Below are 12,627 nucleotides of genomic sequence, written 5' to 3' on the forward strand. Positions count from 1 at the left end.
ACCCTCCGCCCGCCATGGCTGATGCCTCACCCGACCCGCCCCAGACCCCGGCCGACCGGGCCCGCGCCGAGCGCGAGGCCCGCCTCGCCGCCGCCCTCCGTGCCAATCTCCGCCGCCGCAAGGCTCAGGCTCGCGGCCGGGAGGAGACGCCGGCCCCTCCACCGGCTCTGGAGGACAAGGCCGACTGAGCCCTTCGCCGATCCAGCGCATTCCGCTAGAGGAGGGGCCTTCAGGCCGCCTTCGCGGCGCCTCTGCGTGGGACCTTTCGGCATGAGCATCAAGAACGACCGCTGGATCCGCCGGATGGCTCAAGACCATGGAATGATCGAGCCCTTCGAGCCTGGCCAGGTGCGCGAGGTCGAGGGACGCCGGGTGATCTCCTACGGCCTGTCCTCCTACGGCTACGACATCCGCTGCTCGCGCCACTTCAAGATCTTCACCAATGTCTATTCGGCGATGGTCGATCCCAAGCACTTCGACCCGCGCAGCTTCGTCGACTTCGAGGGCGACGAATGCATCATCCCGCCCAACTCCTTCGCGCTCGCCGCGACGGTCGAGTACTTCCGCATCCCGCGCAACGTGCTGACGATCTGCCTCTCGAAATCGACCTATGCCCGTTGCGGCATCATCGTGAACGTCACGCCCTTCGAGCCGGAATGGGAGGGGCAGGTGACACTGGAATTCTCGAATACGACGAACCTTCCGGCGAAGATCTACGCCAATGAGGGCGTCGCCCAGGTCCTGTTCCTGGAATCCGACGAGGTCTGTGAAACCTCCTACCGCGACCGCCAGGGCAAGTACCAAGGCCAGCGGGGGGTGACCTTGCCTCGGACCTAAACAAGATCCGCAGCCGGGCGTGTCCTGCTTTTGCGATGCATGTGCTGCCGTTGTCTGCCCTGCTATGAACACTGCCGCCAGCCTGGGCTCCGTGGACGCTGCACGACATTGCCCAGGGCATCTTGACCGGGGCGGTGCCAGCATCGACGCCCATATGAGCCTCGAAACTGCGAGCCGCCATGTATCGCTGACGGCTGGCGCATGTCATCGCCCGGGCAGCGGCCGCGACCAGATCACTGACGTCGTGCTCGATAGGCAAGCGGGGTGATGAGGCCGAGAAGCATGTTTTCCGTATGACGCTCGGCCCGACGCATAGGATGCCCCCACGCCAGGACGATCCACAAGGCCCCCGCATACATCGGCGGCTCAACGGTGACGAAAGAAGACGGCGCCCTGTAACGCTTCGCCTGTCTCCGACGATGCTGGTTTCAGCATGGTGGTCCGAGAGCAACCGGCGCCTGAATGCGTCTGATCAGCTCGGGGCCGGGCTTCGGCGGCTTCCGCGCGTCGGAACGAACGCCCGCCACTGTGCAGCGTCAAGGCCACAACCACGAGCAGCTTACCGGCACCGGCGGATGCCCCATGCGGCATCGGGCCCACCTCTTCACCGAACGTGTCTGGCTGGTTGCCTGACACATGGCGTCGTCGCGCACGCATAGCGTGCCAAGAGCCCACCACCATCACGAACGAACTGGGTTTGGCGAAAATCCATCTGATCGCTGCTGGCGCTTCCGCGACGGTCGCCTATATCGTCCCATATCGTACAATCTGGCATCGGTAAAATTCTTTCCGAACTCGGATTAGATTGTGGTCGGCCACGACTGCCCACAATCTATGCTTGTCTAAAAAAACAAAACCACACGCAATGCGCGCAGAAAAAGCACTGGCCCCATTGACACAAGAAAACCAACAACGGGATGTTCTACTTTCGATTAAAATTATCTAACGTATTCGTGTAAAAGACGGCAACAGATTGACGCCAGCCACCGGTTCTCGGTAGCTTTGCGTTACAGAAAAAACGCCCACAGGAACCAAGTGGAGCGTGTTTAGGGAGCGTCAACCACGCATCTTTCATCGATGCGATTTTCACAATCATCCGCCGAGCTTGCGTCTTCGAAGTCATGGGCTTCGTCATGCAAGGTCGGGCTATCAAGCGATCAGGGCTTGCTACGCTGTCTACGTAATGCAGACGGAACTCTGAGATGATTTATGTCGAAGCATCAGTAAGCGCGACGAAATCTTATGGTGACCATATGTCCTTGCCGAGGAAAGATGGTGATGTGGCTTTCGCGCATTACTCTTCCCGGCCTGCTGGGACTTGGCGAGAAGTTCGGCGCTACTTCGGATGTTTCGGGGCTAGCTAAGGGTAAGCCAAAAAAATTGGCCGGTGCGTCCGAAGACGCCCTGCCCAGGAGATGCAGTGCCGCAAGGTATTGCATGTGAGGGCGCATGCCCACTCGCCTCAGATAATGAGGCACAACGAAGGAAGAGACTTATGAGCACCATCACCACGCTGACCTCTGCCGAGCTCGATGCCGTCAATGGCGGTTCTTATGTGAGCATCAAGAAGATCTATGTTGCCGTTGGTGGCAACGGCGGCACCGCGATCACCGGCAGCGTCACCGGCAACACCAAGTTCGGCAAGTCGATCTCCGTCGCGGTCAACACCGGCGATGCCAGCGCCAACGGCGGCAACGCGACTGCCGGCTAAGTAGGCTTTGATGTAGCCTGCGGTTGTGTCAGCAACCGCAGGCTACATCTTTTCATGAGCACCAAGTTCACGCTGACAGTGCCTCAGGTGTGAACTGAACCTGAACCTATCACGGGCAAGGCATTTTTGTCACAAAAATAACGAGGCAGGTTCATGGGGGTTCCATCCACGCGTCCCCTTTTCCGCCAGGAAGTCATCGAGTTTCAGCAGAGCAACCGGCAATGGGGCCGGGTCGTGCCGCTGCAACCCCTGTCGGTTCGGCTGACGGTCTGGTTTGTCATCTTATCTGCCGCTGCCATCATCGCCTTTCTCTTCTCCGCCCATTACGCTCGGAAGGAGACGGTGACGGGCTATCTGATGCCGGCATCCGGCACCGCCAGGGTCGTCGCGCCGCAGCCGGGCACGGTCAGCGCCGTCTATGTCGAGCAGGGCCAGCACGTCGAAGAAGGCCAGCCGCTCCTGGCGGTGACGACCAGCCAGATCGCCACCGATGGCGAAGACGTCCATGCAAGCATCATGAAGAGCCTGCTGCAGCAGAGAGAAGCCCTCACCCGCCAGATCGCCGCGGAGGAGCGCCGCACCGCCTCCGAACGCGAGCGGCTGGCCGCTCAGATGCAGGGGCTGACCACTGAACTGAGCCAGATTGAGGACCAGGCCGCGGTGCAGCGCGACCGCATCCGGGTGGTGGAAAGGTTGGTCAACTCCGGCTCGCAACTGGCCTCGCGCGGCTTGGTGTCGGAGGTCGAGCAGCGGCGACGGGAGGAAGGCCTGCTGGAACAGCGGCAAGCCTTGCTCGCGCTGAGCCAGCAGCTGACCACGCGGCGCAGCCAGTTGGTCGAAACCCGCTTCAACCTTGAGCAACTTCCCTTCGTGCAGGCTGAGAAGATCCAGAGTCTCCAAAACGAGTTGTCCACGACCGAGCAGCGCATCCCGGAGGTGAACGGCCGTCGCGCCTACGTCATCCGCGCTCCGATCACCGGGCGGATTTCCTCCCTGCAAGCTTCGGTCGGCCAACCTGCCGACCCGCAGCGGCTTCAGCTCCAGATCGTGCCGGCCGAGAGCCCCCTGCAGGCGGAGGTCTTCATCCCTGCCCGGGCCATCGGCTTCGTGGACATCGGACAACCCGTCAGACTCCTCTACGACGCCTTCCCGTACCAGCAATTCGGCACCTACCGGGGCCGCATATCCAAGGTCTCGCAGACCATCCTCATCGGCACCGACATCGCAAGCCCCGTCACGCTCAGGGAGCCGGCCTATCGTGCGACCGTCTTGCTTGATCGGCCCGATGTCGATGCCTATGGCAAGAAGGTTCCGTTGCAGGCCGACATGCTGCTGCGCGCCGACATTATCCTCGAGCGCCGCACGCTGGTGGATTGGATCCTCAACCCGTTGCTGAGTGCGAGAATCCAGGGATGATGGAAGGAATTCTCGATTTCCGCGGTGGGCGCCGGCTGCCCAGTATCCTGCAAACGGAGGCGGCGGAATGCGGCCTCGCCTGCCTCGCCATGATCGCCGGTTATCATGGCCATCGCATCGACCTGAACTCGCTTCGGCGCCGGTATCCCGTCTCGATGAACGGCGTGACCTTGCGTGGCCTGATCCAGGTGGCGAACCAGATGCAGCTCGCTAGCCGCCCGCTTCGCTTCGAGATCGACGACCTGTCGCAACTCAGCCTGCCGGCCATCGTGCACTGGGACATGAACCACTTCGTGGTGCTGAAGGGGGTGACGTCGAAGGGGGTCGTCATCATGGATCCCGCTTCGGGGATGAAGACCTACTCCATCGCCGAAGCCTCGAAGCACCTGACCGGTATTGCCCTCGAACTTTCGCCGGCCGAAGGCTTCGTTGCAAGAAACGAGAGGGCGCGCCTGCCGTTCCGGGTGTTCTGGGGACAAATGCCGGGGATGAGCACCCCGCTTGCCCAGATCTTCGCACTCTCGGTGATCCTCGAACTGCTCGTGATCGCTGCACCCTTCTATATGCAGATCACCGTCGATGAGGTGATCGCGCGCGGTGACGTCGACCTCATGCTGGCCTTGGCGCTGGGCTTCGGACTGCTCACGCTCATCAACATCATGACGTCGGCGCTGCGGTCGCACATCGTGCTGGTCGTGCAGAACGCAGTACACTTCCAGATCGGTGCCCGGTTGTTCCACCACTTGATCCGATTGCCGCTCGGCTTCTTCGAGAAGCGGCATATCGGCGATGTCCTTTCGCGCTTCAACTCCATCGAGCCGATCCGCAACGTCCTGGCGGAAGGCCTGATCCTCGCGGTGATCGACGGGATCATGGCCCTCGCCACCTTGACCATGATCTTCATCTACAGCGCCAAGCTTGCGCTCGTCGTACTGGTTGCGCTGCTGCTCTACCTCGTCCTTCGCATTGCTCTGTACCGGCGCTTCCGCGATCTCAGCGAAGCCGCCATTCAGGCCGAGGCACACGAGAATTCGAATTTCATAGAGACCGCCCGCGCGATCCAGAGCGTGAAGTTGTTCAACCGCGAGGCCGACCGGGAAGGACAGTGGCTCAACCGCCATGCCGATACGGTCAATGCCCAGGTTCGCCTCGGCCGGACGCAGATCCAGTTCCGCACCATGAACACGGCGATCTTCGGTATCGAGAACATCGTGACGGTCTATCTCGCTGCCATGCTGGCGGTCGGCAACGACATGACGATCGGGATGATCTTCGCCTTCATGGCCTATAAGATGAACTTCACCGGAAAGGCCTCCACCCTGGTGGAGAAGGTACTTGAGTTCCGGCTGCTCGATCTGCATCTGGAGCGGATCTCGGACATCGCGCTGCATCCGCTGGAGCCAGGCCACGATCGCCCGCTTGCCTTTGCCACTCCGATCCGGGGGACGATTGAACTCCGCAACGTCTCCTTCCGGTATGCCGAAACCGAGCGTTTCATTCTCGAAAACATCAACATAAAGGTGGAGGCCGGACGCTTCATTACCATCATGGGGCCCTCGGGCGGCGGTAAGACGACCCTGCTGAAGATCATGCTCGGATTGCTCGAGCCGACCAGTGGCGAGGTCCTCATCGACGGCATTCCGCTGAAGACGATCGGTGTCCGGGTGTACCGCGAGCAGGTGGCGGCCGTGATGCAGGAGGATCAGCTGCTGTCAGGTTCGATTGCTGATAACATCTGCTTCTTCGACCCGTCCTTCGACCATGATCGAATGGTCAGTTGCGCCCAGATGGCCAGCGTCCATGAGGACATCATGGCCATGCCCATGGCCTACAACAGCCTCATCGGCGATATGGGAAGCTCGCTCTCCGGCGGCCAGAAGCAACGTGTCCTGCTCGCGCGCGCGCTGTACAAAAGCCCAAAAATCCTGTTTCTCGACGAGGGCACCGCGCATCTCGACGTCGAGAAGGAGAAGCAGATCAATGAGCGCCTCCGGCGCCTTTCCATTACCCGCATCAGCGTCGCTCATCGTCCGGAGATGATGAACGGGACTGACACTATCCTCCGTCTGGGGCATGATGCGGATTAGATGACCAAGCCCGTGACCGCACTGACCGGAGCTTGGCCTCTTCTTGACGCGGTAGTTGTATACTCGGATTTCGTGTAAGTTCAGCCTCGGCTGAGGCAGGAAGTGTCATGCGCCACGATCCGGCAGAAGCGGGTATGTTCACCCCGATAGCGGATGTCGGGTCATTCGACCTCCGGGCCGGGAAAGCTGGACCCGTCCCCTCAGGCGATTTTCTTGCCGCGACCCTCGCCGCTGTCGTCGCCGAGATGCAGCCCGGATGGGTTGTCCTGCGGGATTGCCTTCTTGAGGCCGACGGCACCTACGGACCAGGGCTGATCCGCTGCGCACTGCTCCATAACAAGGTTGGGATCGCGTTGCTGGACTTCGTCCCCGGCGACGTGACTCCGGATGCTGGGCTTCGACTGAGGACGATGTTGGATGCCGCCGGCTTCAGGACCAAATTCGGCAGATACCCGCCGATCATCTATCTCTGCATCCCGAAGCGGACGGTGCCCGGCCTCGCCTGGGTGCTTGAGCACGAGTTCAGCAAGCAAGAGTCAAAGGCTGTTCCCCGCGACGGTGCTTGGACCCATTTGGCGCAGCAAGTTCTGGCAGGAGAGTGGAAACACCGACCGCTGGCCCCAGCGGCAGCCTCAGGCGCGGGACAGGACATCATTTCACCGAAGGTCCGGCGGCAGCCTGCAGGCGGTCGCCGCTCCCGTTGGCTCACAGGGTTTGCATGCCTGCTGGCGCTGACGCTTGCGGGCACTGCGGTCCTGCACTTCGAGGCACCAGCAGGAAGCCGCATGGCCATGCCGGGCCCTGGCGCTCCGGATGGCGCTGCTGGTCCGCTTTCCCAGCTCCCGCATACCGACAATGACGGACGCCTGGCGTCGGGTCTGGCCGCCGCTGAACCACCCGGGACTGCGTCCGCCAGCCTCGACGACAGCCTGTTGACGTCACGCATGGCCGAGGAGCCAAGGCTTGCGGCACCCTACACGTCCGGCTTGCAAGAAGACCCGAATGATGGATCATCATCTCCTGCACCATTTAGAGAGGCGGATCCGCAAGCGGCACATGTCGCCGCGTCGGCCTTACCTTTGTGGGAAAGGCCCACAATAGTTGGTCCCGGCGATGATCAGATGAGTGGTGCCGATCCCACCAGGATGGCCGCCTCGGTCCCTGATCTTTCGGATATGCAGGTTCAGGCCGAAACCGTCCAGGCACTAGGAGTCACGCCACCTGCCGACGGCGATGGCGCCAATGCCCCCTCGCCTGCGCCGGTCCCGTCGCCCTATTTGGCCAACCTCGAAGTGTGGCCGGCGCAAGCGGCGGCAACCAACACTGCCGCATCTGAGCCAGCGGAGAGGCCGCAGCCCCCAGATCCATCTGCATCCGGAGGCGCTTCCAACGAAAACGCGGCGGTGGCCGCTGATCGTGCCGTCCTGCCTGCTGGTGACGCGCCACCGGTCGTCGGAACGCCAGTCGAGCGCGTACCCGGCCAAGTGGCGGAGAACCCGACGGCAGCTCCTGCCGATGAACCTGTCGAGAGCAGGGATCAGCCACCAATCCCAACCGCCATGGCGCCGCGCCCGGATGTCCCTACTTCGACCGGTGCCTCCAGCGCTGACCTCGACATTCAGATGCAGTTCGGTGTTTCCACTGCCCGGATGCGCGACGATTCGGCTCCGTTGCCGCCCGCAGATGTATCCGTTGGCATGTCTAAAGCGGAAGGCGTGCTGCCCGGCTCCGCCAGCTTGCGGGGTTCGGGCGACGAAGCCGCTGGCGCCAGTGCCGAAGCGCATCGCAAGCCAGCGGACGGAGCCGAAGTCGGGCCTCCACCGGACTCCCGGACGCCGGAGCGGCAGAGGATCGGTGATGCGCAGCCTCAGCCAGAAGCAGCGCTCTCTCAAGCTTCGCCCCCTATGATCGCATCCACCCCAGCCCGCCACGCCGAGCAGCCGTCAGCGGTTACGGCCGCGATGACAAGCCCCTCGACGACAGAGCCGCAAGCTGCGCCTCCTCCTGGCAACCCAGCACTCGCGAGGGCGATCATTCAACGGGGAGATGCGATGATTCGACTGGGTGACATCTCCGCCGCGCGGCTTTTGTACCAGCGCGCCGCCACGGCAGGCAGCGGGCAAGCCGCGATCGCCATGGGCCGAACCTACGATCCCGCATTTCTGGCCTCGACCCGTGCACAAGGCATCCAGGGCGACCGTGCGCTTGCGGCGACCTGGTACCGCCAGGCGCTTGCGCTTGGCATCACCGAAGCAAAGGACCGGCTTGCAGAGCTTGGGATACACGACTAGCCGGTGCAGCAGGCAGAACGCTGCCCCTTTATCACAGCTGATGGACGGCTTCTTCGCACGCCAACAACTCGGCACCATGCCGTAAGATGCCTGCCATGGAGCTTGGGCCGGTGCCGGCAAGGCAGCCAGTGCAGCCACGGTTCCATGCCGGTATCAGCTCATGGCTCCTTGGCTTCGAAGCCCAGTATTCGGATGCAGTGGCCCAGCCATGTGCGCACAGCGTCGTTCAGGACCCTTTTTAAAGGCGGAATGCGTTTACGAGTAGAATTGCAGCAAAACGCTTTTAAAGTCGCAGCGTCTTGCACGGGAAAAGGGCGCCGGGAACGTCCTGCTCGACCTCGTTCCAAGCCATGAGAAGAGGCTAATGAACCCGACCAAAGAAGCGGAAGCAGGTAGCTGGTTCCCGACATCCTTCGCACAGCGCATGTTCTGGCTGCTGGAGCAGATCGAGCCCGACACCCCTGCCTACAATCTTCCTCGGATGCTGCGGGTCAGAGGCAAGCTCGACACCGAGGCGTTGCGCGGAAGCTTCCTCGGCCTCATCCGCCGCTATGAGGCTTTACGCACGAACTTCATCGAGCAGGACGGCGAGATCTTGCAGGAAGTGCATCGGCACGTTTCCATCGATCTGCCTTGCCGTGACCTTTCCCACCTGCCCGCTGCCGAAGCCAGGGCCGAGGCGCTGCGGCTGGCAGCGGAGGAGGGACGCAAGGTCTTCGACCTCGGACGCGCCCCCTTGCTGCGCCTCCTGCTGCTCCGCCTCGGTCCGGAGGAGCATCTGCTCGTGCTGGTCATCCACCATATCGTCACCGACGGATGGTCGATGAGCATCATTTTTGAGGAGATAGCGGAGTTCTACGAGAGCTGTGCGACAGGCCGCCAGCTCGACCTGCCCTCGCTGCCGCTGCAATACTCCGACTTCGCCCGTTGGCAGCAGGAGCATCTCACCGACGAGACCCTGGCCGCCGACATTGACTATTGGAAAGGCAATCTCCGAGGTTCCCCCGATCTGCTGGAATTGCCGGCCGACCACAGGCGGCCGGCGATCCAGACCCATCGCGGATCGCTGCACAGCTCTTCCATCGCTGCGCCTCTGACTGCCCGCTTGAAGGATGCCTGCACGCGAGAAGGTGCAACGCTTTTCATGGGCCTGCTGGCCACCTTCCAGATGCTGCTATCACGGTACAGCGGCAGCCAGGACATATTGGTGGGCACCCCTGTTGCCGGACGCAACGATCCCGATCTCGCCAAGCTGATCGGATGCTTCGTCAACACCCTGGTCATGCGTACGGACCTGTCAGGCGCCTGCGACTTTCAGCAGGTACTGAAGCGGGTCCGGGAGATGGCCCTCAGCGCCTACGCACATCAAGATTTGCCGTTCGAGCGACTGCTCACGCGCCTCAGGCCGGAGCGCAATCGCAGCCACACTCCGCTCTTCCAGGTGATGTTCATTCTGCAGAACGCGCCGAAGCAGGTCGTGCGCATGCCTGGACTGGAGATCGAGGAACTCGAGTTCGACAGCGGCCTGGCCAAATTCGACCTCACGCTCGAGGTGGTGGAGCAGGAGGACGGGCTCTACTGCCAGTTCGAATACAGCCGGGATCTGTTCGAGCCGCCAACCATCGCGCGGATGGCACAGCACTTCGTCAATCTTCTCTCGGCTGCCCTCGATGCACCGACGGTACCGGTTTCCCAGCTGCCGCTGCTGACCGATGCTGAGCGGGAGCGGATGCTGGTGGAATGGAATCGCACCGAGGCCGATTACCCCCGGGATCTGCGGCTTGAACACGCGTTCGAGGCGCAGCTTCGTCGCACCCCGGACGCTGTCGCGCTGATCGATGCGGGCCGCTCGATCACCTATGCAGAGCTCGATCGCCGCGCCAACAAGATTGCCCATGCACTGCTCAACAAGAACATGCCCTCCGATGCGCCGGTCGGCGTGCATCTGGGCCGATCGGCCGAAGCCTTCGCGGCCATCCTGGGCATCCTGAAAACCGGGCATGCCTATGTGCCGCTCGACGTGTCGCAGCCAGCCGCCAGGCTCCGCCGTCTGGTCGCCGATTGCGGCTGCTGCCAGATCCTGACAATGCGGGATCTGGTCAAGGCGCTGCCCGAAACTGTCGAGACCATCCTGTTGGATCCGGATTCCGCCGTATGGACGGGGCACCGGGAGACGCCGCTGAGTGCCGGTGCGAACAGCGGGCTTGCCTATGTCATCTATACCTCGGGCTCGACCGGTGAGCCCAAGGGCGTCATGGGCACGCATCGCGCGACCATCAACCGGTTCGAATGGATGTACCGCGCCTATCCGTTTGCATCCGGGGAGGTCTGTTGCCAGAAAACGGCGCTCGGCTTCGTCGATTCCATATGGGAAATGTTCGGCCCGCTGCTGCGCGGGGTTCCGAACCTGATCGTGCCGGACGACCACGTCGTCGATCCCGAAAGGTTGCTTGCACTTCTGGCCAGGGAGGGGGTGACGCGCATCGTGCTGGTGCCGACCCTGCTGCGCGTGCTGCTGGAGCATGCGCCGGATCTCGGGGCGCGGGTGCCACGGCTGAAGCTTTGGACCACAAGCGGCGAATACCTCCCCGACGATCTGGCGCGGCGGTTCCGTACCGCCTGCCCAGATGCCGTCCTGCTCAACCTCTATGGCTCCTCCGAAGTAGCCGCCGATGTCACCTGGCATGAGGTGAGGGCATTGGGTCACAACGAGCCCGTGCCCATCGGCAAACCCATCTCCAACACCCAGGTCTATATTCTCGACCAGTATGGCGCGCCGGTGCCGATCGGCGTGACAGGCCAGGTCCATGTCGGCGGCGACTGTCTCTGTGCCGGCTACTGGCGCCGCCCCGACCTGACCGCGGAGCGGTTCCCGCCTAATCCATTCGGCAAGAACTCGTCTGTTCTCTTCGCCACAGGCGATCAGGGCCGCTTCCTGGCGGATGGCAGCATCGAATATCTCGGGCGCCGCGATGGCCAGGTAAAGATCCGTGGTTATCGCATCGAGCTTGGCGAGGTAGAGGCGCATTTGGCCGCGCATCCGGGCGTCCGGCAGGCCGTGCTGGCCGCCTTGGCTGGGCCGGAGGCGGATTCAAGGCAACTCGTGGCCTATGTCGTGGGTCAGGACGGGACCATGCCCGCCGCCGAGGAACTGCGCGCCTTCCTGCGTGGCCGACTACCACAATACATGGTGCCTGCGGTCTTTGTCGACATGCGCGAGCTGCCTCTGCTGCCGAGCGGAAAGATCGACCGTCGCGCGTTGCCGCCGCCCGCCGCCGACGCGACCTCGGCACCCCGGCCTGTCGCGCCACGGAACGAGACGGAGACAAGGTTGGCGGCGATATGGTGCGAGCTGCTGCACCTTCCCGAAGTCGGAGTGACTCAGAATTTCTTCGACCTCGGCGGGCATTCGCTGCTGGCCATGCAGGTTCTGGCGCGGATTCGGAAGCAGTTCGAGGTCGATGTCTCGATCCGCAGCCTGTTCGACGCTGCGACGATCGAGGGCCTTGCGTTGGAGGTCGAGAAGGCGAGGGTCAGCGGCGCCGCGCCGCGCCTGCGTGCGATCCGGCAACGGCATGAGCCGAGGATGGATGCGCTGGCTGCAGAACTGGGCAAGCTTTCGCCAGAGCAGATCGAGATGCTGCTGCAGCAGGTGCGGCGGACTTGAAGCCGTGCCCGCCCGAACGCCTGAAAGCAACAATGCCGGACATGCGCGGTTCAGCCGAGCATCTTGCGCATGAAGCAGCGTTGGCTGCCCCGGGGGTGATCATCGAGCGCCCCGAAGACCTCGTAGCCGCGCCTTTCGTAGAAGCGCCTGGCCTGAAAGCCATAAGTGTCCAACCAGATCCCAACGCAATTGCGCCGGACCGCCTCCGCCTCCGCCTGGCTCAGCAGCTGGGTTCCCCAGCCGGCGTGCCGGACATGCTCGGGCACGAACACCAGTTCCACATAGAACCAGTCGTAAAAGGACATCCCCGCCAGGCCGCCCAACGTCCTTTTTCCGGCTTCCTCCTGCAGGAGGATAACGTAAGGCCTGAAGCCAGACGGTCCCGCTTTGCTTTCATTAAAGGCGACCAGGCGATCCAGGATCCACTGGCGGTCCTTGTCTGGGCTGCCCGACGGGACGACGCTGAGATCGGACGAGTGCGACTGCAAAGCGGTCCAGCGCTTCATCCAAGCCTTCATCGGGCCGCTCCCGTAATTCGCCTGATGGTACGCAGGTTGCGCAGCCATGCAGGCCGAAAACGCACCGCATCCAGACGCGTTGTCCCCAGTGAGGGAACGA

Annotated in this window: 8 protein-coding genes; 7 read left to right on the plus strand and 1 reads right to left on the minus strand. The window is 62.6% G+C overall.

All coding sequences use genetic code 11. From position 1 onward, the window contains the following. Window positions 1-14: 14 nt before the first annotated feature. The 7 genes from JMJ56_RS08825 to JMJ56_RS08855 all read left to right on the plus strand — a co-directional run bounded on the left by JMJ56_RS08825 (window position 15) and on the right by JMJ56_RS08855 (window position 12,009). Window positions 15-188 carry a hypothetical protein gene (locus tag JMJ56_RS08825; RefSeq protein ID WP_202831253.1) on the plus strand — a complete coding sequence of 58 codons (174 nt, stop codon included), beginning with the start codon at window positions 15-17 and terminating at the stop codon, window positions 186-188. A gap of 82 nt (window positions 189-270) precedes the next feature. Further along, window positions 271-837 carry a dCTP deaminase gene (dcd, locus tag JMJ56_RS08830; RefSeq protein WP_202831254.1) on the plus strand — a complete coding sequence of 189 codons (567 nt, stop codon included), beginning with the start codon at window positions 271-273 and terminating at the stop codon, window positions 835-837. Window positions 838-2,332: 1,495 nt separating this feature from the next. Beyond that, window positions 2,333-2,548 carry a hypothetical protein gene (locus JMJ56_RS08835; protein WP_202831255.1) on the plus strand — a complete coding sequence of 72 codons (216 nt, stop codon included), beginning with the start codon at window positions 2,333-2,335 and terminating at the stop codon, window positions 2,546-2,548. Between the two features lie 153 nt (window positions 2,549-2,701). Next, entirely contained in the window at window positions 2,702-3,964 is a 1,263-nt protein-coding gene (locus JMJ56_RS08840; protein WP_202831256.1) for an HlyD family efflux transporter periplasmic adaptor subunit, read from the plus strand. Then, window positions 3,961-6,051, plus strand: a complete 2,091-nt coding sequence (locus JMJ56_RS08845) for a peptidase domain-containing ABC transporter (protein ID WP_202831257.1) — start codon at window positions 3,961-3,963, stop codon at window positions 6,049-6,051. The genes JMJ56_RS08840 and JMJ56_RS08845 overlap by 4 nt, the downstream gene beginning before the upstream one ends. Before the next feature lie 107 nt (window positions 6,052-6,158). Next, entirely contained in the window at window positions 6,159-8,342 is a 2,184-nt protein-coding gene (locus JMJ56_RS08850) for an SEL1-like repeat protein (RefSeq protein WP_202831258.1), read from the plus strand. Window positions 8,343-8,706: 364 nt separating this feature from the next. Then, window positions 8,707-12,009 (plus strand): non-ribosomal peptide synthetase, encoded by a 3,303-nt coding sequence (locus tag JMJ56_RS08855; protein WP_202831259.1) that lies wholly within the window; start codon window positions 8,707-8,709, stop codon window positions 12,007-12,009. A gap of 50 nt (window positions 12,010-12,059) precedes the next feature. Here the strand turns inward: JMJ56_RS08855 and JMJ56_RS08860 are convergent, their stop codons facing one another. Then, window positions 12,060-12,527: a GNAT family N-acetyltransferase gene (locus JMJ56_RS08860; RefSeq protein ID WP_202831260.1), complete on the minus strand. Its 468-nt coding sequence runs from the start codon at window positions 12,525-12,527 to the stop codon at window positions 12,060-12,062. Between the last annotated feature and the right edge of the window lie 100 nt (window positions 12,528-12,627).

This window comes from Belnapia arida, from assembly GCF_016773205.1.
Taxonomy (GTDB): Bacteria; Pseudomonadota; Alphaproteobacteria; order Acetobacterales; family Acetobacteraceae; genus Belnapia; species Belnapia arida.